Source organism: Mycobacterium sp. 20KCMC460 (assembly GCF_022179425.1).
Taxonomy (GTDB): domain Bacteria; phylum Actinomycetota; class Actinomycetes; order Mycobacteriales; family Mycobacteriaceae; genus Mycobacterium; species Mycobacterium kiyosense.
The window spans coordinates 3,561,062-3,585,304 of sequence record NZ_AP025524.1; the positions used below are offsets into that span (position 1 = coordinate 3,561,062).

Genomic DNA, 24,243 nt, shown 5'->3' on the forward strand with positions numbered 1-24,243 from the left:
CCCTGTGCGAGCAAGAACAAATCGCGGGATAACTTAGCCCTCGAGGTCGCCCTCGGTTTCCAGCAGCGTCTGGCGCAGTGCGTCCATGGTTTCCGGTTGCGGCTGCGCCCACATCCCGCGGCCGGCGGCCTCCAGCAGCCGCTCGGCCATGCCGTGCAGCGCCCACGGGTTGGACTCCGTCATGAACTTGCGGTTCTCCGGGTCCAGTACGTAGCGCTCGGTGAGCCGTTCGTACATCCAGTCCGCCATCACTCCGGCGGTGGCGTCGTAGCCGAACAGGTAGTCGACGGTGGCAGCCATCTCGAAAGCCCCCTTGTAGCCGTGCCGGCGCATCGCGGCCATCCAGCGCGGATTGACCACGCGGGCACGGAACACCCGGGTGGTCTCCTCGGAGAGCGTACGGGTGCGGATCGCGTCGGGCCGGGTGTTGTCGCCGATGTAGGCGGCCGGCGCCTGGCCGGTCAGCGCGCGCACGGTGGCGACCATGCCACCGTGATATTGGAAATAGTCGTCGGAGTCGGCGATGTCGTGTTCACGGGTGTCGGTGTTCTTGGTGGCCACCGCGATCCGGCGGTACTGCCGGTTCATGTCGTCGACCGCTTCGCGGCCATCCAGGTTGCGTCCGTAGGCGAAGCCGCCCCACGCCGTGTACACCTGAGCAAGGTCGGCGTCGTCGCGCCAGTTGCGGCTGTCGATCAACTGCAGCAGCCCGGCACCGTAGGTACCCGGTTTGGACCCGAATATTCTTGTGGTGGAACGTCTTTGGTCACCATGCTGAGCGAGGTCGGCCTGGGCGTGGGCCCGCACAAAGTTGTCCGCGTCGGCTTCGTCGAGTTTGGCGACCAGGCGCACGGCATCGTCGAGCATGGTCACCACGTGCGGGAAGGCGTCGCGGAAGAACCCCGAGATCCGGACCGTCACATCGATGCGCGGCCGGCCCAGCTCGTCCAGCGGGATCGGCGTCAGGTCCACCACCCGCCGCGACGCGTCGTCCCAGACCGGTCGCACGCCAAGCAGCGCAAGGACTTCGGCGATGTCGTCGCCGGCGGTGCGCATCGCCGAGGTGCCCCACACCGACAGGCCCACCGACTGCGGCCAGTCGCCGTGATCGGAGCGGTACCGGTCCAACAGGGAATCCGCCAGTGCCACACCGGCTTCCCAGGCCAGCCGGGACGGTATCGCCTTGGGGTCCACGGAGTAGAAGTTGCGCCCGGTAGGCAGCACATTGACCAGCCCACGCAGCGGCGAACCGGATGGTCCGGACGGGATGAAATGTCCGTCCAGGGCCCGTAGCACCTGCCCGATTTCCGCGGCGGTGCCGGCCAGTCGCGGCACCACCTCGGTGGCCGCGAAACGCAGCACCGCGCCCACCTCGGCGTTGTCGGTGATGGAATCGACCGTGCCCGGATCCCAGCCGGACCGCTGCAGTGCGGCAACCAGTTCGCGGGCTGCCGCTTCGGCGGCATCCACTGAGACGCGTTCGTCGGTGCCGTCCTCGGACAGGCCCAGCGCCTGACGCAGCCCGGGCAGGGCATGTTCGCCGGCGAACAGCTGGCGAGCCCGCAGGATGGCCAGCACCAGGTCGAGTTCACTTTCTCCGGTCGGCTGTTGGCCCAGGATGTGCAGGCCGTCGCGAATCTGGACGTCCTTGATCTCGCACAGCCAGCCGTCGACGTGCAGCAGCATGTCGTCGAAACTGTCCTCCTCGGGCCGCTCGGTCAGACCGAGGTCGTGGTCCATCTTGGCGGCGCGGATCAGCGTCCAGATCTGCTGGCGGATGGCGGGCAGCTTGCCCGGGTCCAGGGCGGCGACGTTGGCGTGCTCGTCGAGTAGCTGCTCCAACCGGGCGATGTCGCCGTAGGTTTCGGCGCGGGCCATCGGCGGGATGAGGTGGTCGACGAGCACCGCGTGCGCGCGCCGCTTGGCCTGGGTGCCCTCGCCGGGGTCGTTGACCAGGAACGGGTAGATCAGCGGCAGGTTGCCCAGCGCGGCGTCGGAGCCACACGCCGCCGACATGCCGAGCGTCTTGCCGGGCAGCCATTCCAGGTTGCCGTGCTTGCCCAGGTGCACGATCGCGTGCGCGCCGAAGCCGGCCGGGCGCTCTTGGGAAAGCCAGCGGTAGGCGGCCAGGTAGTGATGACTCGGCGGCAGGTCAGGGTCGTGGTAGATCGCGACGGGGTTCTCGCCGAAGCCGCGCGGCGGCTGGACCATCAGCACCACGTTTCCGGATTGAATTGCGGCGATGACGATTTCGCCGTCGGGATCGCGGCTGCGGTCGACGAACAGCTCGCCCGGCGGTGGCCCCCAGTGCTGGGTGATCGCGTCGGTCAGTTCGGCGGGCAGGGTGGCGAACCAACTGCGGTAGTCCTGAGCCGAGACCCAGATCGGGTTGTGCTCCAGCTGAACCTGGGTCAGCCAGTCGGGGTCCTGTCCCCCGCGTTCGATCAGCGCGTGGATCAGCGCATCGCCGTCGTCGGCTTGCACACCGGGTAGATCCCCGATGCGGTAACCGTTTTCGCCCATCGCGCGCAGTAACGCCACCGCGCTGGCCGGGGTGTCCAGACCGACCGCGTTACCGATCCGAGCGTGTTTGGTGGGGTAGGCGGAGAACACCAGGGCCACCCGCTTGTCGGCGGCGGCGACGTCGCGCAGCTGCGCGTGCCGGATCGCCAGGCCCGCCACCCGGGCGCAGCGCTCCGGATCGGCGACGTAGGAGATGAGACCGTCGTCGTCGAATTCCTTGAACGAGAAGGGAACCGTGATAATGCGGCCGTCGAACTCGGGGACGGCGACCTGAGTGGCGACGTCGAGCGGCGACAGCCCGTCGTCGTTGGCGAACCACTGCGCCCGCGGGCTGGTCAGGCACAGCCCCTGCAGGATCGGGATATCCAGTGCCGCAAGGTGTTCGACGTTCCAGCCGTCATCGTCGCCGCCGGCCGACGCCAGAGCCGGCTTGACTCCCCCGGCGGCCAGTACGGTGACCACCATGGCGTCGGCGCCAGCCAGCACAGTCAGCAGTTCGGCGTCGGCGGTCCGCAGTGATGCGCAGTACACCGGCAGGGCACGCCCGCCGGCGTCCTCGACGGCCCGGCACAGCGCCTCGACGTAGCCGGTGTTGCCGGCCAACTGCTGGGCCCGGTAGTAGAGCACCGCGATGGTGGGGCCGTCGCGGTGGCCGGCGTCGGGTCGCTCGAGCACCCCCCAGGTGGGCGTCGCCACCGGCGGGCTGAACCCGAAGCCGGTCATCAGCACGGTGTCGGACAGGAACGCGTGCAGCTGAGCCATATTGTCTACGCCGCCGTGCGCCAGGTAGACGTGGGTTTGCACCGCGATACCCGCGGCCACCGTGGAGCGGCCGGTCAAATCGGCGTCGGGGGCTTGCTCGCCGCTGACCAGCACGGTCGGTAGTCCGCTGGCCAGCACCGTGGCGATGCCGTCCTCCCAGGCCCGGTAGCCGCCCAGGATGCGCACCACCACGATCGCGGCGTCGGCCAGCAGGTCGGGCAGTTCGGAGTCGACGAGCCGCGACGGGTTGGCCCACCGGTAGTTCTTGCCGGTGGAACGGGCGCTGATCAGGTCCGTGTCGGACGTCGAGAGCAGCAGGATGGTCGGCTCGGGCATTTTCCATTCGTACCCTATGCGGCGGCATAGGCTACGAGGCATGTCAGTGGCAGGCAAAGTAATCGCAATCACCGGCGGGGCCCGCGGCATCGGCCTGGCCATCGCAGAAGAACTACAGCGTTCGGGCGCCAAGGTGGCCATCGGGGACATCGACGAAGCGGCCGCCCGAGAATCGGGCGGGCGGTTAGGGCTGGCGTTGACCCGAAGGCTGGACGTCACCGATCGCGCGTCGTTCACCGCGTTCCTCGATGCGGTCGAGAGCGAAATCGGGCCGGTCGACGTGCTGGTGAACAACGCCGGGCTGATCTCGGTGGGCAGTGCGGTCGACGAGCCCGACGAGGCCACCAAGCGCCTGCTCGACGTCAACGTCTTCGGCGTGATCCTGGGCACCAAGCTGGGGTTGCAACGTATGCTGCCGCGCCGCCGCGGTCACGTCGTCAACATCGCCTCGCTGGCCGGTGTGCTGCCCACCGAGGGCATCGCCACCTATTGCGCGACCAAGCATGCCGTACTCGGCTACACCGACACCGTCCGGCTGGAAAACCGGGGCAGCGGAGTGCATTTCACCTCGATCATGCCCACGCTGACCAACACCGACATGGTGGCCGGAGTCGGGCATGCCAAGGGATTCAAGAATGTCGAGCCTCGGGACGTGGCACAGGCAGTCGTGGCGGCGATCGGCAAACCCCAACCGCGAGTAGCCGTTCCGCGGTCCATGGGCATCACGCTGTCGGTGCAGCAGTTGTTGCCCCGGCAGGTGGCGGAAGCGCTGGGCCGCTTACTGGGCACCGGGCGGGTATTCACCAGCGACCTGAACCGCGATCAGCACGAGGTGTATTCGCGGCGGACCGGCATCTCGTGAGCACTCGCCTCGCCCTGGGGCCGCAGTCGCTGTTGTGGCGCTGGGCGGGCGACATGCGAATCGCCTTCGAAGGCGGGACGGCCGGTCTGATGCAGACCATGCATCCCGCGATCGGCCAGGGACTAATCGACCATTCGAACTTCTTCGACGATCCCGTCGACCGGGTATTCCGCTCACTGCCGGGGATTCTCGGCACCATCTACGACGGCCCCGAGGCTGATCAGACCGGCCGCAAGGTGCGCGACTTCCACCATCACATCAAGGGTCAGCTGCCCGACGGTTCGCGCTACCACGCGCTGAACCCGCAGACGTACTGGTGGGCGCACGCCACCTTTCAGGTGATGGTGCACCGACTGGCCGAATACTGGGATGTGCACCGGCTCACCGACCACGAGCGTGAGCAACTCTACCTCGAGGGCTGTGAATGGTACCGGCGCTACGGCATGTCGGATTCGGTGCTGCCGCCCAGCCTGAGCGAATTCAACCGGGAGTACCAGCGCTATTGCACCGAAATCCTGCAGCCCAACCCGGCTTCGGACTTCCTCGTGAAGTTCATCCACCGCTCCGCGATCCCCGACATGAGCGCCTCGCCCGATTATCCGAGCACCCCGATGCTGAAGCCGATCATGGACGCGCTGCTGCCCACCATGGCGGTACGCACCGCGCTGGCGCCGCCGATGCGCCTGGTGATCTTCGGTGGATTGCCGCCAATTGTGCGGGAACGCTTCGGAATTGGGTGGAGCGGCGCCGACGAGGCCGCTTATCTGGCGATTCGGACTGCGATCAAGCAAGCCTGGCGCGGCATACCCGCAGCACTGAAATGGCATGATGCTGCCCGTAAGGGGTGGCTGCGCGAGTTGGGCCGCGTGCCGCGTCGCGCCTGAATCAGGCCGGCCCGGCGGCCGCACCGAGCAGGCTGACCAGCCGGTCCTGGATCGCCCGGGCGCGCGCGCTGACCTGTTGAAACCTGGCCGCCTGCAGACAGAATTGCGTTGCGACCAAGGCTGATACCACATCGGCTCCAGCCGGCACCACGCCCAGCGAACCGGTGGATGCGGGCGCCGGGTCCGGCGGACCGTGGGTCGCTGACGACATCTGGATGCTCCTTGCTGCAAGACGGTCGGCATGACTTTCCGCGCATTCCGAAGCAGCACCGAATGATTCAAGAGCCCGGAAGGTGGGACCGTCGTCGGGGTTGAGCGCTATAACCTCCTCCAGGCCAGGGCGCGCCACCGCTTCGAGCAAAGTGTGACCACACCCGACCCCTCGGCGGGTGCCACACTTGCACAGACGCCTCACGTAGCGAGGTGCTTGCATCGGTCATGGTGACACCGGGGGCATAGTGGGTCAACGCATTTGGTGTCGACTCACAGCCAGTTGCACGCCGACTCACAGAATGGCGTGATCTTGCCTTCGACGGGGTCAGGCGGCGATGCCGTGGCGCCGCAGGATGGGTAACACCCCTTCGGCGAACCAGTAGGCCTCTTCCAGATGCGGATATCCGGACAGAATGAACTCGTCGAAGCCCAGTGCGTGGTACTCCAAGATCAGCTTCGCCACCTCGTCGTGGCTGCCGACCAGCGCGGTGCCCGCCCCGCCGCGCACCAGGCCCACCCCCGCCCACAGATTCGGATAGATTTCCAGCTGGTCGAGCCGGCCGCCGTGCAGTGCAGTCATTCGGCGTTGTCCCTCGGACTGCGAATGCGCATGCAGCGCGGTGGCATTCGCGATCTGCTCCGGAGTGAGCTCGTTGACCAACTCGTCGGCCACTGCCCAGGCGGCGGCCGAGGTGGCCCGGCTGATGGTGTGCAGCCGAATCCCGAAACGAATGTTGCGGCCCCGCGATTCGGCGAGTCCCCGTACCTTGGCGATCTTGTCCGCAGCCACCTGCGGGGGCTCGCCCCAGGTCAGATACACGTCGACGAATTCGGCTGCGACATCCAACGCCGGAGGGGACGATCCGCCGAAGTAGATCTGCGGCAACGGGTCCGGCGGCTCGGACACCCGAGCGTCCTCGACTTTGTAGTAGTTGCCGCTGAAGTCGACCGATTCCTGCCGCCAGATCGCATTGACCAGTTGCAGGAATTCGCCGGTGCGGGCGTACCGTTCGTCGTGGCTGAGCCAGTCACCGAACCGGCGTTGCTCACTGTCGTCGCCGCCGCTGACCACGTTGAGCAGCACCCGGCCCTCGGAGAAGCGCTGCAGCGTCGCGGTCTGCTGCGCGGCCAGCGTCGGGGGCACCAAGCCGGGCCGGAACGCCACCAGAAATTTCAGCCGTTCGGTCTCGGCGAGCAGCGCCGCGGCCGTCAACCAGGCGTCTTCACACCAGGTCCCGGTGGGCGTCAACACCCCCTCGAAGCCGAGTCTGTCTGCAGCGCGGGCGATCTCGGCCAGATAGCGTCGGCTCGGCTTACGATGACCCGCTGTGATGCTGTGGTGAGACGACGTGTGCGATCCCCCCACGATGGAACGACTGTCCCCCGTGGTCGGCAGGAACCAAAAGAATTTCGCTGGCATAGACTCCCCTCGTTTCAGTCGACCAGATTGGGCCGCAACGCCTCGTTGTATCGGCGATCTACCCAGTTCGAGAACTTCGGTGACGATTGAATCTGCTGCGACGCCGCGAACAAATCCGCCAGCCGCTGTTCCGATTTGACGATCTCGTCGCTGAGTTCGGTGGGCAGTCGCAGGCTTCGGTTCGCCGCCACCGCTGCGACCTCAGGTTCCAATCCCACTGCGGTGGCGTAGTACTGGCCCCACTCCTGGGGGTGCGCCTTGGCCCACCGGGCGGCCCGCTCGAAACGGACCAACAGATCCCCCAGCGCGGTATTGCGTCTGGCGTCGGCCAGCGCCTGATCCGAAGCAACGCCAACCCAGTCACCGTTGGTGACACCGGTGGCTTCGGCGATGCTGCGCACCGGGATCTGGTGTTCGGCCTGCGCGGTGAAGGGATCCCAGATCGCCCAGGCGTCGGCCTGGTGCTGGGTGAAAGCCGACAGCGCGTCGGCGGGTTGCAGGAAGACCAGTTTAAGGTCGGCGGGTTTGAGTCCGACCTTGTCCAGTTGAGCCAGCAGGTTGGCGTGTGCGGAACTTCCCTTGCCGACGGCGACGGCTTTGCCGCGCAGCTCGGCGACCGTGGTGATCGGCGAATCCGCGTGCACCAGAATGCGATTGCCCGGCCCGCCCCCGGCATAGGCCGAGACCACCTTGATCTTGGCGTTGCTGGCGGCGCCGAATATCGGCGGGGTGTTGCCCATGATCGCGAAGTCGATGCTGCCCGCGGTGGCCGCCTCGACCTGCGGCGGCCCGGAGGTGAAGGTGGAGAACGCCACCCGGTAGGGCACGCCGTCGAGCTGGCCGGCGGCGCGCAACAAAGCCTCCGTACCGCCCTTCTGGTCGCCCACCTGCAGGGTGAGATCGGCCAGCGTGGACAGCGGCACCGCGGCGGGTGCGGCTTGCGGCCCCGAGTTCGTGTGTCGCGCAACACAGCCGGTTGCCGCGAGCACGACGAGTGTGAAGAGTGCGAGCAGGTTCCGCAGCGAAGTCAACGCCGCACCCCGAGCCGATCGAGCAGTTCGGTGCGGTAACTTTCGCAGCCGCGGTCGGCATTCAAGGGTCGAGGCTCGTCGATCGTGAGCGTGTGCGCGATCCGGCCGTCGTCGCAGACCAGCACCCGGTCGGCCAGGGCGATGGCCTCGTCGACGTCGTGTGTCACCAACAACACGCCGAAGCCGTGCTGCCGCCACAGGTCGAGCAGCAGTTTGCGCATCGTCAACCGGGTCAACGCGTCCAGCGCGCCGAACGGCTCGTCTAGCAACAACAAATCGGGCTGCGCGACCAGCGCCCGGGCCAGCGAAACACGTTGCGCCTGGCCACCGGAGAGCGTCAGCGGCCAGGCATCGGCGCGGTCGGCCAGACCGACGTCGGCCAGCGCCCGCTCGGCGCGTTGGCGGACCTGCGCCCGCGGTAACCGGTCCCGGGTCAGTCCGTACCCGACATTGGTTCGTACGTCGCGCCACGGGAACAGTCGCGGCTCCTGGAAAGCCAACGCGGGAGCTCCTGCGACAACGCGTTCCCCGGTGTGGTCGTCGGACAACCCGGCCAGCACGCGCAAAACCGTCGACTTTCCCGACCCGCTGCGCCCGAGCAGGGCGACGATCTCACCGGTCTGCACCCGCAGTGAAACGTCTCTAAGCACCTGGCGAGGGCCGTACCATTTGTCGACGTGCCGCAGTTCGCCGGCGATCTGCGTGACCGCACGTTTGTCTGAGCGGGGTTCCAAAGTGATTGTCACGATCGGCCTTTCACAGTCGATAGCGTTGCGCGTGACGTTCGATGAGCCGCACCAGCGCGTCGGTCACGATGCCCAGCAGGGCGTAGAGGGTCAGCCCGAAGATGATGATGTCGATGCGTAGGAAATCGCGGGCATTGTTGATCAGGAAGCCGATTCCCTTGTCCGCGTTGATCTGCTCGGCCACGATCAGTGTCAGCCAGGCGATGGCCAGCGACTGCCGGACCCCGACCAGCACTTGCGGCGCGGCGCTGGGAACGATGATTCGGCACAATCGCTGCCAGAAGGAAAAGCCCAGCACCTGCGCCGATTCGAGGAGTTTGGGATCGACCTGGCGGATCGCCGAGAAGCTGTTCAGGTATAGCGGAAAAATCACACCCAGCGCGATCAGCAACACCTTGGGCAGCTCCCCGATGCCGAACCACAGGATGAACAACGGGATCAGACCCAGATGCGGCAGCGCACGAATCATCTGCATGGGCGGATCCACGGCCGCTTCGAACCAGCGCGACAGCCCGACTGCCGCGCCCAGCGCCAGCCCGATTACTCCGCCCAGCACCAGCCCCTCGATCACCCGCACTCCCGACACGTGCAGCGCATCGGCGAGTTGACCGTTACCCACCAGCTCCAGCCCGGCCTCGACGATCAAGGACGGCGCCGGCAACACGTCTTCGGGAATGAGCGCGATCGCGCTGCCGAGTTGCCACAATGCCAGCAGCAACAACGGCGAAACCCAGCGCAGCAGGTCCCATTTCCGGCGCGCCCAACGCCCGGTCGGGCCGGTTCTCTGGCTGTCACCCAAACCGGTCGGGGCGCCAACCATCGCAGTGGCGATGCTCACTGAGTGGACGTTAGAGCGTTCTCACTAGCTGGGGTAAGGGTTTTCATCGTCCTGAAGGCAAACCCGGACACATGGTGCGTGCCTAGAAGTCGGCGACCTCAGGGGCCGGTTGCGGTGCACACTACGCCGACTGGGCGAGTTCGACCCCGGCGCAGTCTTCGACGATTGGGGTGTCGGCGTGGCGGCGCTGTGCCCGCAACACCCGGATCAGAATGGTCGGCCGCAGCAGGCGGGTGGCAGGATCGATCATCGCGGTGATTCTCATAAACTGCGCGGCGACGACGGGATCTGACTCCGTTGCGGTCAGCACCGGCTCCAGGCACGCATTGCTGATCCGCATCAGCAGCGGTCTAGGTCCCGGCACTTCCGGGAGTGCCAGGTCGGAGCCGACGGCGGTCTGCCAGGCCACCCGCACGTACTTTGCCGCGGTCCGGGTGAATCGGCGGGTGAGCCCGCGACTCCCCCGCTGCAGGCAGTCCCGCAGCACGGTGGCCTCGATCGCGGCGATCGTCATCCCCTGCCCGTAGATGGGATTGAAGCTGCAGACCGCGTCGCCGACCACCAGCAGACTCTCGGGCAGCCGACGCATCTTGTCGTAGCGCCGCCACCGGTTGGACGGCACCCGGTGGTGTACGACGGCGCCGATGGGCTCGGCTGCGCGGATCGCTTCCGCCACCGCGGGAGGCGCCAGTTCGTCGACGTAGGAAAGGATTTCGTCGTAATCGCGGGGTGGCTCGAGGCCTGCCATGGTGCCGGCTCCGATCATCCACGAGTCGTTCTCGTATCCGATCATCGCGAACATCTTGGGTTGTCCCGCCTGCGGGAAGCGCGCAATCATGTGCTGCCTGATCAGCCCGGGTGAGATGCGGACCAGCTGGCACGCGTAGGCGAGTTGCACCATCACCTCGTCCTCGGTGGGACGTCCGTAGCCGAGCAACTCCAAGAAGACCGGCGTCCGCGACCCGCGACCGGTGGCGTCGACGACGAGGTCGGCGCTCAGCGTCTTCGCCCGGTCGTAGGCGCGGTCGACCACCCGCACCCCCGTGATGCGGCGCCTATCAGGTGTTGCGGTGAGACCGACCACGTCGTGGGCTTCCCGGATCGCGATGTTGGGGATGGCCCGGACCCGTTGCCGCACATTCCATTCCAGTACCGGCCGGCACGGGGATAACATGCGCGGCGCGTGCGCCGACTTGCCCGACCGCACCATCCGGTGTCCGCCGAACGACCAGTCCAGCTTGGAGAAATCGCCGTCGTCCCAGGTGGTGGCACCCTGCGCGAGCAGATCGTCGCCGAACCCGGGGAAGAACTCCTCGAGGACCTCGGTGAGCCGCGGGAGGCAGGCGTGAATGAGCCGGCCTTGCGGGACACCGCGCCGGTTCACCGGATCGACCGGCAGGATGTCCCGCTCGATGACTGTGACCCGGTCGTAGAAGTCAGCCAGCACGCGGGCCGCCAACAGGCCCGCCATGCTGGCGCCCAGCACCACCGCATGACCACCGCGTTGCACCATTGCATTCCCCTTCTTGACGGTCTGCCCGAAGTCTGCGGCGGACGGCAAGGGGGTGCATAGCGTAGCCGACTACGCATGTCGGTCGACGCCGGTTGTCTACAAACCCGGGCGGCTGACCACCGCCGCGATCCGGGACGCGACCTCCCGGGCTGGGCCCAGTGCGTCATTTGCCGGCTCGTAGCGATCCGCGATCGGGTCGTACTGCGCGCCGGCGATCGAGCCGTGGTCGGCGGCCAGCTCCACCACCTCGACCGGCCACCCGATGGCGGACAGCGACGCGGCGAATTCTCTGCTGGCGGCCACCGGCACCACGTCGTCGGCCGAGCCGTGCAGCAATGTGAACGGTGCACCGATATCGGCGGAAAGCAGCTCCTCGAGGTGGCGCCCCGAGATCGGATCGGCAGCCATGAAAGCGCCTGCGAGGCAAACCGTATGTGCGACAACGACATCGTGACGGGCGGCGTCCAGCGTCACGCCGGCGGCGGCGGCTCCACCCAGCGACCAGCCCACCAGGACGATGCCGTCGTCGGCGCCTTGTCGCGCCAACGTCAACGACCCCAACAGGTCCGCCCGCCCGCCGTCCTCGGCATGAGAGTTCCAGTCCGGCGCGATCACCTGGACACCATGACCGGCGAGCAGCTCCGCCAGCGGCCGTACGGCGCCCCGCGCGTCGGTTTGCATGCCGTGCCACAACAGGACGGTCGGCTGCTCCGGCTCGCCGTACACGTCAGCCCAGCGTCCCGGGGCGTACTCCACCGTGGGCACGGACTTCGGTTTGCCCAGGAAACTCGCATCCAAACCGGGCCGTCGAAGTCGTACGGTGGAGAGATGGCCAGGATGCGCGACGACGACGCCTGCCCGGGTGCGCTGCAGGTGCACCAGGCCGCCGACGGCGCGCTGGCCCGGATTCGGCTGCCCGGCGGGATGATCACCGCGGCGCAGTTGGCGGCGCTGGCGAGTCTGTCGACGCAGTTCGGTTCGGGCACGTTGGAGTTGACCGCGCGGGGCAACGTGCAGTTACGCGCGGTCACCGACGTCGACGCCGTCGCTGCGGCGGTGGCCGAAGCGGGGCTGTTGCCTTCGCAAACCCACGAGCGGGTACGCAATATCGTCGCCTCCCCGTTGTCCGGGCGGGTCGGCAACCATGCGGACGTGCGGCCATGGGTCGCTGAGTTGGATGCGGCGATCTGCGCCGAGCCGCGACTCGCCGAGCTGGGTGGCCGGTTCTGGTTCGGATTCGACGACGGGCGAGCAGACGTATCCGGTTTGCGCGCCGACGTCGGCGTGCATGTTTTCGACGACGGCCCGCGGCTGCTGCTGGCCGGCTACGACACCGGGGTGCCCGCCGAAATCCCCGCAACCCTGCTCGATATCGCGCTGCGCTTCCAAGAGATCCGCGGAAAGGCTTGGCGGGTAAATGAACTCGATGACATCGAAACACTAATGCCCGGTGTGGCGCTGGGTGCGGAGTTTCCTCCCGTCACCAAACCGCCGGTCGGTTGGCTGGCCCAAAACGACGGTCGCGTCACACTCGGCGCCGGAATACCGCTGGGTGTACTGCCGGCCCGCGTCGCGGAATTCCTGGCGGCGATCGAGGCCCCCATGGTGATCACACCGTGGCGATCGGTGCTGGTGTGTGACCTCGTCGAGGAAACCGCGGATGTGGCCTTGCGCGTGCTCGCGCCGTTGGGTCTGGTGTTCGACGAGCACTCCCCCTGGCTGACGGTGAGCGCGTGCACCGGCAGCCCGGGCTGCGCGCAGTCCGCCGCCGACGTGCGTGCCGATGCCGCAGGGTCGCTGGACGTCGATTACCACGGGCACCGGCACTTCGCCGGGTGTGAGCGGGCGTGCGGCAGCCCCCCCGGGTGCGAGGTGCTGGTCGCGACCGCGAGGGGCTACCGGGTGCTGAGGTCTTAAAGTGGGCGAGTGCTCGACTACATCCGCGACGCCGCGGAGATCTATCGGCGCTCGTTTGCGATTATTCGCGCCGAAGCGGACCTGAGTCGCTTTCCCGCCGACGTGGAGCGGGTGGTGGTTCGGCTGATCCACACTTGCGGGCAGGTCGATGTGACCGAGCACGTCGCTTTCACTGACGACGTCGTCGCCCGGGCCGGCGCCGCCCTGCGCGGCGGCGCCCCGGTGCTCTGCGATTCGTCGATGGTGGCCGCCGGGATCACCGCGGCGCGGCTGCCCGCCGGCAACGAGGTGGTGTCGCTGGTCGCCGACCCGCGGGCGGCCGAACTGGCCGCCCTGCAGGGCACCACCCGCTCGGCGGCGGCGGTGGAGTTGTGGGCGCACCGGCTGCCCGGGGCGGTCCTGGCCATCGGCAACGCCCCGACGGCCCTGTTCCGGCTGCTCGAGCTGCTCGACGACGGCGTCCCCCCGCCCGCCGCCGTGCTGGGCGGACCGGTGGGTTTCGTCGGCTCCGCGCAGTCCAAGCAGGAGCTGATCGACCGCCCGCGCGGCATGTCCTACCTGGTGGTGCGCGGCCGTCGCGGCGGCAGCGCCATGGCCGCCGCCGCGGTCAACGCGATCGCGTCCGAACGCGAATGACCGGCACCCTGTGGGGCGTCGGACTCGGCCCCGGTGATCCGGAACTGGTGACCGTCAAGGCGGCGCGGGTGATCGGGGAGGCCGATGTGGTGGCCTATCACAGCGCCCGGCACGGCCGCAGCATCGCGCGCGGCATCGCCGAGCCGTACCTGCGGGCCGGCCAGATCGAGGAACACCTGGTGTATCCGGTGACCACCGAGACGACCGACCATCCGGGCGGCTACGCCGGCGCGATGGAGGATTTCTACGCCGCAGCCACCGAACGCATCGGCGCGCATTTGGCCGCCGGGCGCAACGTGGCGCTGCTGGCCGAGGGCGACCCGCTGTTCTACAGCTCATACATGCATCTGCACACCCGACTCACCGACCGGTTCGACGCCGTCATCGTGCCCGGTGTGACGTCGGTGAGCGCCGCCTCGGCCGCCGTAGCGACCCCACTGGTGGCCGGCGACCAAGTGTTGTCGATACTTCCTGGCACGCTGCCGGTAGGCGAGCTGACCCGCCGGCTGGCCGACGCCGACGCGGCGGTGATCCTCAAGCTTGGCAGGTCGTATCACAATGTGCGCGAAGCGCTTTCGGCATCGGGTCAACTCGACGGCACCTTCTATGTGGAGCGGGCCAGCACCGCCAAGCAGCGGGTGCTGCCGGCCGCCGACGTCGAGGAGACCAGCGTGCCGTACTTCTCGTTGGCAATGCTGCCGGGCGGGCGGAAGCGCGCGTCGGTCACCGGCACCGTTGCCGTGGTGGGCCTGGGCCCCGGTGGCTGCGACTGGATGACACCGCAGACCCGCCGCGAACTGGCCGACGCCACCGACCTGGTCGGCTACGCGACCTATCTGGACCGGGTGCCGCCACGGGAGGGGCAGCGCCGCCATCCCAGCGACAACACCGACGAACCCGCCCGCGCCCGGCTGGCCTGCTCGCTGGCCGAGCAAGGTCGCGCCGTGGCGGTGGTGTCCTCCGGCGATCCCGGCGTGTTCGCGATGGCAACCGCAGTTCTCGAAGAGGCCGGGCAATGGCCGGGCGTGCAGGTTCGGGTGATTCCCGCGATGACCGCGGCGCAGGCGGTGGCCAGCCGGGTGGGTGCTCCGTTGGGTCATGACTACGCGGTGATCTCGCTGTCGGACCGGCTCAAACCCTGGGAGGTGATCGCCGCGCGGTTGCGGGCCGCGGCCGCAGCCGATCTGGTGCTGGCCATCTACAACCCGGCTTCCAAGTCCCGGACCTGGCAGGTGGGTGCGATGCGGCAGCTGCTGCTCGAGCATCGCGATCCCGGCACGCCGGTTGTCATCGGCCGCAACGTGTCCGGGCCCGACGAGGAGGTACGGGTGGTGCGGCTGGCGGACCTGAACCCCGCCGAGATTGACATGCGCTGCCTGTTGATCATCGGTTCATCGCAAACCTGTTGGCAGTCAACTGAATTCGGCGACCGGGTGTTCACGCTGCGCCGCTACCCCGGCTAGCCGCCGCAGTAGCGGATCGCGGCATCGCTCAGCCCAGCCCCGCCACCCATTGCGCGGCCTCCTGCACAGTGCCTACCGTGGCGACCCGCTCGGGCAGTGCTGGGCGCTGCACCATGACTACCGGAATATCAAGCGCATCCGCGGCATCCAGCTTGGCGCGGGTCATCTCGCCACCGCTGTTCTTGGTCACCAGCACATCGATGCGATGCTCGGCCATCAACGTCGCCTCGTCGTCGTAGCGGTACGGGCCGCGAGACAACACCAACCGATGGTGACGCGGCAGCACGCCGTCATCGGGCGCGGTGACGGCGCGGATCAAGAACCAGGCGTCACTGCCGGCGAAAGCCTTGGTGCCGGATCGGCCGGTGGTGAGAAAGACGCGTGCATACCCCTGCCGAGCAACGTGTTCAGCCGCCTCAGCGTCAGAGGCAACGACGGCGGCTGAGCCCGGATCCCACGGTGGCCGGGCCAGCACCAGATAGGGCAACCTGAGTTCGTCGCAGACCAGCGCGGCATGGGCGGTCATGGTGGCCGCGAACGGGTGCGTGGCGTCGACGACCGCGTCGATGCGCTCGTCGTGCAACCAGCGTCTGAGCCCGTCGACGCCGCCGAATCCGCCGATCCGCACCGGCCCGACCGGCAGGGCCGGATCGGGCACCCGGCCCGCCAGTGAGCTGACGATGTCGACCCGCGGGTAAAGGGCTTTGGCCAGCGCGCGGCCCTCGGCGGTGCCGCCGAGCAGCAGGACCCGCATCAGTGCGTCTCCCGGCGCGCCACCGAATACAGGTAGCTGTCGGTGAATCCTTCGGCGGCCAGCACATCACCGACGATGATGACGGCGGTCTTGGTGATGCCCGCCTGACGCATTTGGGCCGCGATGTCGGCCAGCGTGCCGCGCAGCACGGTTTGCTGCGGCCAACTCGCGAAAGCCACTACCGCTGCCGGTGTTTCGGAGCGGTAGCCGCCAGCCACCAACTGCGGGACGATGGCGTCGATCTGCGCGGCGGCCAGGTGCAGGATCAGCGTGGCCCCCGATCGGCTGAGGGTGACGAGGTCTTCACCGGGCGGCATGGCGGTGGACAGGGTGGAGACCCGGGTCAGCGTCACCGTCTGCGCAACCCCGGGCACGGTGAGCTCGCGTTTGAGGGCGGCGGCTGCGGCGGCGAAAGCCGGTACGCCGGGCACGATTTCGTACCGGATGCCGCGTGCGTCGAGGCGCCGGCATTGTTCGGCCAGCGCGCTGTACAAGGACGGGTCACCGGAATGCAGCCGCGCCACATGGTGGCCGGCAGCGTCGGCATCGACGAGCCGGGCGACGATTTCATCGAGCGTCAGCGGGCCGGTGTCGATGATCTGCGCGTTCGGCGGACAGTGCGCCAGTAGATCTTTCGGCATGATCGATCCCGCGTACAGGCAGACCGGACAGGTTTGGAGCAGACGCTGGCCGCGCACGGTGATCAGGTCGGCCGCACCCGGGCCGGCGCCGATGAAATACACCGTCATCGCTTGGTTACCGACCACTGCGTGACGGGGTACTGCGGGCGCCAGCCGGTGAACCCGCCCAGTGCCTCACCCTGATAGTGCTGAAAGCGTCGCAGTTCACCGCCGTGTTGTGAATATGCTTGTGCGAGTATGGCTTCAGATTCCACCGTGACGGCGTTGGCGACCAGTCGTCCGGTTGCCGGCAGGTGAGCCAGGCAGGCGTCCAGCAGGCCTGGGCTGGTCAGGCCGCCGCCGACGAAAATCGCCGCCGGCGTGGGCACCTCGTCGAAGTCCTCGGGCGCCTGACTGCGCACCTCTACCCGCACCCCGTTGGATGCGGCATTGAAAACGATGTTGTGGCGGCGCTTTTCGTCGAGCTCGAATGCCACCGCGGTACAGCCCCGGCCGCTGCGGCACCACTCCACGGCGATGCTGCCCGAGCCGGCCCCGACGTCCCACAACCGCTGCCCGGGTCGCGGCGCCAGCGCCGCCAGCGTGACCGCCCGGATGCCGTACTTGGTGATCTGTCCGTCGTTGGCGAAGGCGTCGTCGGGCAGCAGCATGACGCGCTCGTCGGGCAGGTAGCGCACCGCGATCAGATTGAGGTTCTGCACGTCGGCGGGCGGGCTGTCCGCCCAGTCGCGGACGGTGCCGTCGCGGCGACGCTCGAGCGGACCGCCGAGTTCCTCGAGCACGGTGAATTCCGAGTCGCCGCGGCCGTGCGCAGCCAGCGCCGCGGCCAGTGCGGTGGGCGTGGTGTGGTTGCTCGACAGCACGATCGCCTGGCCGCCGCGGCGCACCGCGGTGTTCGGTTCGGCCGTCACCAGACTGATCACTTCGGTGTCGTGGACGTTCCAGCCCATCCGGGCGCACGCCAACGTCACCGACGAGACATGCGGCAGCACCCGCACCTTGTCGGTGCCGAACATCCGGATAAGGCTGCCGCCGACGCCGTGCATCAGGGGATCGCCGCTTGCGACGACATGGACATCCGGGCCGTCGGCAGGCAACGTCTGCAAAGCGGGCAACACCGGCGACGGCCACCGGCGGCGCTCGGCCGTGACGGTGGCGTCGAGCAGGTCGAGTTGTCGGGCAGATCCGTAAACTGTTGCAGCTCTGCGCAATTCATTGCGGGATGCTTCGGAAATACCCGGCATGCCGTCGGCTCCGATTCCGACCACGACGATCATCGCGGCATCCGTCGCCACACGAACTGCGGCAGCAGCTTCAGCACGAAGAACAACGGCCGCAGCGCCCACGGGATCCATACCGTGCGCCTGCCCTTGGCCAGTGCGCGGGCTGTCGCGGCGGCGACCTGCTCGGGGGTACTGGACAGCGGCGCCGGCGACATGCCTGTGGTCATGCGGCCGATCACAAATCCCGGCCGTGCCAGCAACAATCGCACCCCGGTGCCGTGCAGTGCGTCGGACAGCCCGGTGGCGAAGCCGTCCAGGCCGGCCTTGGCCGACCCGTAGACGTAGTTGGCGCGGCGCACCCGCACCCCGGCGACCGAGGAGAACACCACCAGCGATCCATGTCCGGCCGCGCGCATGGCGGTGGCGAGGTGGGTGAGCAAGCTGATCTGAGCGACGTAGTCGGTGTGCACGATGGCCACCGCGTGTGCGGCGTCGGTCTCGGCGCGGGCCTGATCACCCAGGATTCCGAAGGCCAGCACCGCGGTGCCGATGGGACCGTGATCGGCGATGATCGCCTCGACCAAAGGGCCGTGGCCGGCGAGGTCGTCGGCGTCGAATTCTCGGGTGTGCACTGCGGTTGCACCCGCATCGAGCAGGGTTTTCACTTCAGCGCCGAGCTGGTCGGGGTTCCGTGCGGCGAGTACCACCGTGGCCCCGGGAGCCAGCCGGCGTGCGAGTGCGATGCCGATCTCGCTGCGGCCGCCGAAAATTACCACCGGAGCAACGCCCGTGTCGTCCACGGGTGTGATTATGGCCTGCGCTAGCGTGGAGGGCGATGGCCAAGACCACTACCCGTCTCACCGACGACGCACTGGCGTTCCTCACCGAACGCCACCTGGCCATGCTGACCACGCTGCGCACCGACAATTCGCCGCACGTGGTCGCGGTGGGGTTCACCTTCGACCCCAAGACCCACATCGCGCGGGTCATCACCACCGGCGGCTCGCAGAAAGCGCTTAACGCCGAACGCGGCGGGGTGGCGGTGCTGAGCCAGGTCGACGGCGCCCGCTGGCTGTCGCTGGAAGGCCGCGCGATCGTCAACAAAGACATCGACGCGATCCGCGACGCGGAGTTGCGCTACGCGCAGCGTTATCGCACCCCGCGGGCCAACCCGCGACGGGTGGTCATCGAAGTGCAGGTCGAGCGGGTGCTCGGTTCCTCGGAATTGCTGGACCGCGGCGAGTAAGTCTTTTCGTTCTTGGTGCCGCACGAAGTGAATTGCGGGCCCTACCGCCGGTCATTAGCCTCGCCTGCATCTGATCTCTATTGGGGGCGTGGCGATCTCGACGCCTCGTTGAGCGGAAAGGGGCCGATTGTGTTCGTCGACAGCGCGATGCTGCACTCGGGCAGTGGGCAGGCACACCGGGCGGGTGCGCACGCTCATCAAGCGGCAGCTCATCTTTCGCAGGCTGTGCTCGGCACGCAGATGTTCGGCGACTTCGCCGCAGCTGAGGCCTTCCACAGCGTGGCAGGATTGGCACGCGATCGCCATGCCCGAATTCTGTTGGGCCACCGTGAGACTCTTGACACCATTGCCGACAACGCTCACCTGGCCGCCGCGACGTTCACCGACATGGACGAGCAGAATGCCGGTCGCGTTCGGGCGGTGCGGTGCATCTCCGCTACCTGAAAATCCCGGGGCTGGTCACCAAGGCCGGCGGAAACCCGTGGTCGGTCAACAAAACCCTGCAACGCGGGTGTCCAGCGCAGATTTCCTCTCTGGCGCAAGCGTTTCACGACGCGGGGCACAGCACCGCCGAAGCCGACGCGGCCTTCGCAGAAGCGCTTGCGCGTTTCCGGGCGGCCTGGAACGGTGAAAACGGCGATCATCCGATCAACGACGCTGCCGAAGTCCAGCGCGTCACCACAACGCTTGGGGCACAGGCGGAAAAACTGCCCCAGATTGCGGTGGACCTGGAAAGCGCGGCCGCCGTCCTGGCCGAGGCACAGCGGGCCGCGGCCCGACGGATCGCGTTGCTGGAAGCCCAACTTCAGCGCCTCGACGATGAGATCGCAGAGATACATCACTTTCTGGACGGAGGCTATCTGTCCTCGAATGGCGAGCGAGAGGCGACCGCCGCCATCCAGACCATCCGGCGGAATGCCTGCGACGACACCGCCGACGCCCTGCACGACATCACCGATGTCAGACAGTCGTACTCCAAGGTTTTACAGCATCTGATGACGAAGCTTCGCGCTGAGGACGGATATGACGCTGCCGTCGTCGAGACGGTGGATGCGCACGATGCCACGACACCCGAACAAGCTGAAAGCGACGTACGCGCTGCGCTTTCCGGTGACCACGAGGCAGCAGCACGGGTCAACAGCGTGTTAAATTCGATCACCGAGGACCAGATCGCGGGACGAGTGCCCTTGACGCCCGAGCAAGCCTCGGTACTGAGTCAGCTGCAAGCGCAGCAGCATGGCATGACCGCGTACCAACTTTGGGGCGCAGCTGCGCGTCTCGGGGACCAGCAAGGGATGCTCGCGAACTCGTGGCAACTGTTGTGCAACCCGGCCATCTCATATCCCAGGACCGATCTCAGACCCGGCGCCATGCCCGCCGATGAGATTGTGCACGGTGGTTTGACGCAGTTACCCGCGGATGTTCAAGCCACTCTGAGCTCGCCCCAAGCGGAGAAAGCCGAGTGCACGCAGATGATTGCAGAGGTGATGATGAGCGGAAATAGGGCTCTACAAAAGAATTCTGAGCTGGACCGAGCGATGTTACGCAAGACGGCGGCGATGCTGAACAGCAAGGCGTGGTCGGACGACCCGGCGAGCCGGGGCGATAGCGACTCCCGCGACTTCATTTTGGACCCTATGGTCGCGAGTGCCTTGGCGGCGGTGTCACCCGATCACCAGGCAGTGCATGACGCGCTGGTTGGTGCCGGCGGCGGCGAGATGCTCGCCGGGATCACGCATCACTTGTGGTCCGATAACGGCGAACGGGCTGCGGCACTATTCAATTGGATCGGCGACGCCGCCCGTGGTCCGGAAGCTCAGCTCGCCGCTGAGACAGCTCGTGCCTACGGCCAGTACATCGGAACGCACGATCTGCTACACCTGCCCGGCCACCACACCCTCGGCAGTGCGAATCCGAACCTTGTCCGAAGCATGGCGCATGGCCTCGCACCGTACGTCAGCAACATCGCCGGCGTCGGAGGTGGTCTCACCGAATTCGGTGGGCCACTTGATGACCGCAGTTCCAGTGAAAACGGATCGATGCCGATCGCGAAAGGAATCTTTTCGGTGCTAAGCACCGATACCGAGGCGCGCAACACCTTTAGCGGTCGCGCCGAGAGCCAAGCTCTGATTTTCGAGCATGCCTATGCCCAGGACTTGCTGAATCATGCACCGCACCTGGACAGCTACAACGGCAATCTGGGCGCCGCGATGACCCTGCGCGGCCTAGTCGATCTGGGAATCCACAACGGAGTCGAAGCAGAGGTCGAGAATCAACAGCTCGCAGCGGATGCCGCCAAGCGAGCAGAATATGACGCCCGCAAGCTCGTGTACGAAACGTCGCTCAAGGTCGTCAGTTCGGGCGTGGGCTTCATACCCGGCGGTGGCGCCGTAGCGGGCGCGGGCATCAATGTGACAGGCGGGATCATCGAGAACGACGTGCTGGGACCGGTTCCCTCAGCGTCTACTGTTCACGAGCACACGATGCCGCTGATGTCCACCGGCCGAATTGACCGCGAGATACTGGACGCACTCCTCGCATCCGGTCAGCCCATCCACCTCCCTGATGGCTACCTGACGAATGGACATATCGGGGACCCGGACGAGGTAGCGAGGGTGGTGTCGGGCTTGACCGCTGACGAATACGACCACGAGCTCAACCAAGCGTTGCGAGACTTCTACGCCCAGCACTTTGGCGACGGCCCAGGTCGGCCCCTAGTCCCCGACCAGCACATGATGAACCGGTACAACCTCATCGTCGCCAATCCCAATCCCTCGCAACAGCCGGACCACAAGCCGGGGAAGTAGAGAACCTGACTTGCTGTCGACCGGCTTCGCCGCGCTGGCGCTGAATATCCGAATTGGTCGATCGGCGCTAGCATCACCAATTGCCAGAGCGTCGCAGGTGGGCGCTTTCTGCGCGGTCCGGTGTGGAGGGGGAGTTCATCTGCGCCGGGTGCGGCAGTAACAGTTGAAAGGGTGCTATGAGCGGCGGGGACGGCGATCAGCTGAGGATCATCCTCGACCAGCTTTCGCAGCTGCTCGGGGTCCCGGCGCCGCCGATGATCACGTCTGACCAGCTGGCAACGGGCAGCTCGGCGATAAGCCAGTTACTCCGGGCGTTGGGTGCGGCAGCCAACGCTGGCGATGCCGCCGACAACGGCGAGGCCCAGGCCGGGCACGCCGAGCGCGAAGCGAAAACCAATGAGGCGCTGGCCAAGTTCCCCGCCAACGAAGAGCAGGCAGCCACGCGGTTGGCCGGTGTGGCAGGCCAGGGCGAGATGTCGCAGATGCTGCAACAGATGCCGCAGATGGCCTCCGGGATCGCTGGGGGTATCGCCGGAGCGCTCGGCGGGCTACTGCAGCCGTTCAGCCAGATTCCGCAGCAACTGGCGCAGGCCGGGCAGCAGGCCATGCAAGCGGGGATGGGGATGATGCAACACGGCGCCGGAGCCGGCGAAATTGCCCCGGGAGAGCTTTTGGACGCGGAAAGCGAATTGGGCGGCGGGAGCAGCTTTTCCGGCGGCGGCGGTGGCGCTGCCGGTGGTGGCGGCGGTGGGGGAATCGAGGGCACCACACCGACAGCGATGCTCGGACCGCCACCGACTCCGACCGCCGGGACCGTGCCCGCCTCCTCCCAGACCGTCTCTTCCGTGGCTCCTGCCCCGCACGAGGCGCCCGCCGCCCAGCGCGGGGCGATGGGAGCAATGCCGATGATGCCGCCGGGTGCCATGAACGGGTCCGCTGGCGCAGGCAGCGAGACCAAGCCCGACACCAAACGCGTCGTCGGACCGACGGTGAAGAACGGAGCGCCGGTGCAAGGGCGCATCACCACACCGCCGCCGACCCCGGCAGTGGTCAAACACGTCGAGGGCAAGCCGGTGGCGACACGGCGCATTGTGCTGCCAGACAAAAAGCGTGCCGACGGCGACGCGGACTCGCAGGGTTAACGCGGGCGGGCCGGCAGCGGGCGGCCGGGCAGCGGGCGGCGGGCAGCGGGCGGCGGGCGGTCGGCAAACTTTCAACCCGCCCTTAGATTCCTTGCTCAACTGGCAGATTCGGCACCGACCAGCAAAGCGTGACTGGTGGATGCGCGGATCAAAGATACGATCCACGCGTGTCGACTCTGCCTCCACCGCAGCCTCCGCCTATGCCCTGGCCTCCGGTTGGGCCTTCGCCGCGCCGGCCGTCGCGATTGCTCCCGCTTGCGTCACTAGGGCTCGCTCTTATAGCGATCGGCGTCGCCGTGGGCGCATGGTTGCACCCAATCCCGCAGTACCATCCGCCTGCGCCACCGACGTACACGAGTCAGCAGATTGCGGACGCGAAAGCGAAAGTGTGCGCTGCATACGGGAAAGTGCATGCTGCCTTTGCAGCAGTAAACGCCCACGACGGCGGCTTCCTGACTTAGGTCACCTTCGGCCGTCTTTTGAAACTGCGATTCGCTGACCTGCGAGTTCTGTTAGCTTAGTGCCCTGTTTGGGGCACTAAGCGGGTAGTTTCGGGCGGTGGCGTACGTGCGGAAGGTGCGCACGGCCTCGGGCGCGGTGGCGGTGCAGGTCGTGCGGAAACATCGAGGTCAGCGGACAATCCTGGCGCATGTGGGATCGGCGCACACCGATGCTCAGCTTGGGATTTTGCTTGAGCAGGCCCGCCGTATCGCGGCCGAGGATCAAGGCGTTCTCGATATCGAGGTGCCCGCTCGGACCCAGTCCATCGATGGCGTCGCCGACTGGCGCTCGGGCACCTTGTCCTTGTCGCCAGGTGTGTCCAAGGGTGCTCCGGTGCCGGCCGGGCGTACCGCGGCCACACATTCGCGGTTGCTCTACGACGTGCTCGGCACGGTTTATGACTGGCTGGGCTTCGATGTGGTCGAGGACTCGGTGTTTCGGGACTTGGTGATCGCCCGGATCGTCGAGCCCACTAGCAAGGTCGACGCTGCCCGAGTACTCGCTGACCTCGGTGCAGACACCGTGTCCTACAGGACGGTTCAACGGCATCTCGCCAAGGTCAACACCGGCAACTACCGGGAGCAGATCGCGGCCGAATGCTTCACCCACGCCTCGGATCGGGGCGGGCTGAGCCTTCTGCTCTATGACGTCACCACCCTGTATTTCGAGGCCGAGAATGAGGACGACCTGCGCAAGGTCGGGTATTCCAATTATCCCGAGGTCGTGATTATGCCGATCCCGGTGCCGGCGTGGCGATTCTCGTGCAGGTCGACGGAGGTTTCGGG

At 67.2% G+C, this 24,243-nt stretch carries 21 protein-coding genes and 1 pseudogene; 10 read left to right on the plus strand and 12 right to left on the minus strand.

Annotation, left to right across the window (positions count from 1 at the left end; translation table 11 throughout):
• Window positions 1–33: 33 nt before the first annotated feature.
• Entirely contained in the window at window positions 34–3,621 is a 3,588-nt protein-coding gene (cobN, locus tag MKCMC460_RS16485; protein WP_236983161.1) for a cobaltochelatase subunit CobN, read from the minus strand.
• A gap of 40 nt (window positions 3,622–3,661) precedes the next feature.
• Between cobN and MKCMC460_RS16490 the strand changes: the two genes are divergently transcribed.
• Both MKCMC460_RS16490 and MKCMC460_RS16495 read left to right on the plus strand, forming a co-directional pair.
• On the plus strand, window positions 3,662–4,483 hold the full coding sequence (locus MKCMC460_RS16490; protein ID WP_236983159.1) for an SDR family oxidoreductase: 822 nt from the start codon (window positions 3,662–3,664) through the stop codon (window positions 4,481–4,483).
• The gene (locus tag MKCMC460_RS16495) at window positions 4,480–5,367 is read left to right on the plus strand and encodes an oxygenase MpaB family protein (RefSeq protein WP_255731195.1); all 888 of its coding nucleotides are present in this window, start codon (window positions 4,480–4,482) and stop codon (window positions 5,365–5,367) included. The genes MKCMC460_RS16490 and MKCMC460_RS16495 overlap by 4 nt, the downstream gene beginning before the upstream one ends.
• A 1-nt stretch (window position 5,368) precedes the next feature.
• Here MKCMC460_RS16495 and MKCMC460_RS16500 read toward each other — a convergent pair whose 3' ends face one another.
• The 7 genes from MKCMC460_RS16500 to MKCMC460_RS16530 all read right to left on the minus strand — a co-directional run bounded on the left by MKCMC460_RS16500 (window position 5,369) and on the right by MKCMC460_RS16530 (window position 11,893).
• Entirely contained in the window at window positions 5,369–5,578 is a 210-nt protein-coding gene (locus MKCMC460_RS16500) for a PE family protein (protein WP_236983156.1), read from the minus strand.
• Window positions 5,579–5,905: 327 nt separating this feature from the next.
• Entirely contained in the window at window positions 5,906–7,000 is a 1,095-nt protein-coding gene (locus MKCMC460_RS16505; RefSeq protein WP_238304573.1) for an LLM class flavin-dependent oxidoreductase, read from the minus strand.
• Window positions 7,001–7,014: 14 nt separating this feature from the next.
• On the minus strand, window positions 7,015–8,031 hold the full coding sequence (locus MKCMC460_RS16510) for an ABC transporter substrate-binding protein (protein ID WP_370652839.1): 1,017 nt from the start codon (window positions 8,029–8,031) through the stop codon (window positions 7,015–7,017).
• Entirely contained in the window at window positions 8,028–8,777 is a 750-nt protein-coding gene (locus MKCMC460_RS16515) for an ABC transporter ATP-binding protein (protein WP_236983154.1), read from the minus strand. Before MKCMC460_RS16515 ends, MKCMC460_RS16510 begins: the two co-directional genes overlap by 4 nt.
• A gap of 10 nt (window positions 8,778–8,787) precedes the next feature.
• Window positions 8,788–9,615 carry an ABC transporter permease gene (locus MKCMC460_RS16520; protein WP_236983152.1) on the minus strand — a complete coding sequence of 276 codons (828 nt, stop codon included), beginning with the start codon at window positions 9,613–9,615 and terminating at the stop codon, window positions 8,788–8,790.
• 121 nt (window positions 9,616–9,736) lie between these two features.
• Window positions 9,737–11,128 carry an NAD(P)/FAD-dependent oxidoreductase gene (locus MKCMC460_RS16525; protein WP_238304574.1) on the minus strand — a complete coding sequence of 464 codons (1,392 nt, stop codon included), beginning with the start codon at window positions 11,126–11,128 and terminating at the stop codon, window positions 9,737–9,739.
• A 96-nt stretch (window positions 11,129–11,224) separates the two neighbouring features.
• Entirely contained in the window at window positions 11,225–11,893 is a 669-nt protein-coding gene (locus MKCMC460_RS16530) for an alpha/beta hydrolase (protein WP_236983148.1), read from the minus strand.
• A gap of 63 nt (window positions 11,894–11,956) precedes the next feature.
• Here MKCMC460_RS16530 and cobG point away from each other — a divergent pair, with 63 nt between their 5' ends.
• The 3 genes from cobG to MKCMC460_RS16545 are packed head-to-tail and all read left to right on the plus strand — an operon-like array spanning window position 11,957 to window position 15,144.
• Window positions 11,957–13,045, plus strand: coding sequence for a precorrin-3B synthase (cobG, locus tag MKCMC460_RS16535; RefSeq protein ID WP_236983146.1), 1,089 nt, complete (start codon window positions 11,957–11,959; stop codon window positions 13,043–13,045).
• A 9-nt stretch (window positions 13,046–13,054) separates the two neighbouring features.
• A complete protein-coding gene (locus tag MKCMC460_RS16540; protein WP_236983144.1) occupies window positions 13,055–13,681 on the plus strand; it encodes a precorrin-8X methylmutase in 627 nt (208 codons plus the stop codon).
• Complete coding sequence (locus tag MKCMC460_RS16545; protein WP_236983142.1) at window positions 13,678–15,144, plus strand: precorrin-2 C(20)-methyltransferase; 1,467 nt, start codon at window positions 13,678–13,680, stop codon at window positions 15,142–15,144. Before MKCMC460_RS16540 ends, MKCMC460_RS16545 begins: the two co-directional genes overlap by 4 nt.
• 28 nt (window positions 15,145–15,172) lie before the next feature.
• Here MKCMC460_RS16545 and MKCMC460_RS16550 read toward each other — a convergent pair whose 3' ends face one another.
• The 4 genes from MKCMC460_RS16550 to MKCMC460_RS16565 are packed head-to-tail and all read right to left on the minus strand — an operon-like array spanning window position 15,173 to window position 18,562.
• On the minus strand, window positions 15,173–15,901 hold the full coding sequence (locus MKCMC460_RS16550; RefSeq protein WP_236984093.1) for a cobalt-precorrin-6A reductase: 729 nt from the start codon (window positions 15,899–15,901) through the stop codon (window positions 15,173–15,175).
• Complete coding sequence (gene cobM, locus MKCMC460_RS16555) at window positions 15,898–16,647, minus strand: precorrin-4 C(11)-methyltransferase (RefSeq protein ID WP_236984091.1); 750 nt, start codon at window positions 16,645–16,647, stop codon at window positions 15,898–15,900. Before cobM ends, MKCMC460_RS16550 begins: the two co-directional genes overlap by 4 nt.
• Window positions 16,644–17,816, minus strand: coding sequence for a precorrin-6y C5,15-methyltransferase (decarboxylating) subunit CbiE (gene cbiE / locus MKCMC460_RS16560; protein ID WP_236983140.1), 1,173 nt, complete (start codon window positions 17,814–17,816; stop codon window positions 16,644–16,646). Before cbiE ends, cobM begins: the two co-directional genes overlap by 4 nt.
• A complete protein-coding gene (locus MKCMC460_RS16565) occupies window positions 17,813–18,562 on the minus strand; it encodes an SDR family NAD(P)-dependent oxidoreductase (RefSeq protein ID WP_236983138.1) in 750 nt (249 codons plus the stop codon). The genes cbiE and MKCMC460_RS16565 overlap by 4 nt, the downstream gene beginning before the upstream one ends.
• 35 nt (window positions 18,563–18,597) lie before the next feature.
• Between MKCMC460_RS16565 and MKCMC460_RS16570 the strand changes: the two genes are divergently transcribed.
• From MKCMC460_RS16570 to MKCMC460_RS16590, 5 genes and pseudogenes are all read left to right on the plus strand, one after another.
• Complete coding sequence (locus tag MKCMC460_RS16570; RefSeq protein WP_236983135.1) at window positions 18,598–19,008, plus strand: F420-dependent biliverdin reductase; 411 nt, start codon at window positions 18,598–18,600, stop codon at window positions 19,006–19,008.
• Window positions 19,009–19,137: 129 nt separating this feature from the next.
• The gene (locus MKCMC460_RS16575) at window positions 19,138–19,452 is read left to right on the plus strand and encodes a DUF2563 family protein (protein WP_236983133.1); all 315 of its coding nucleotides are present in this window, start codon (window positions 19,138–19,140) and stop codon (window positions 19,450–19,452) included.
• A complete protein-coding gene (locus MKCMC460_RS16580; RefSeq protein WP_238304575.1) occupies window positions 19,434–21,815 on the plus strand; it encodes a hypothetical protein in 2,382 nt (793 codons plus the stop codon). Before MKCMC460_RS16575 ends, MKCMC460_RS16580 begins: the two co-directional genes overlap by 19 nt.
• Window positions 21,816–21,991: 176 nt before the next feature.
• Window positions 21,992–22,957 (plus strand): hypothetical protein, encoded by a 966-nt coding sequence (locus MKCMC460_RS16585; RefSeq protein ID WP_238304576.1) that lies wholly within the window; start codon window positions 21,992–21,994, stop codon window positions 22,955–22,957.
• Between the two features lie 558 nt (window positions 22,958–23,515).
• Window positions 23,516–24,187 (plus strand): annotated as a pseudogene (locus MKCMC460_RS16590) (IS1634 family transposase); the annotation flags it as partial.
• Between the last annotated feature and the right edge of the window lie 56 nt (window positions 24,188–24,243).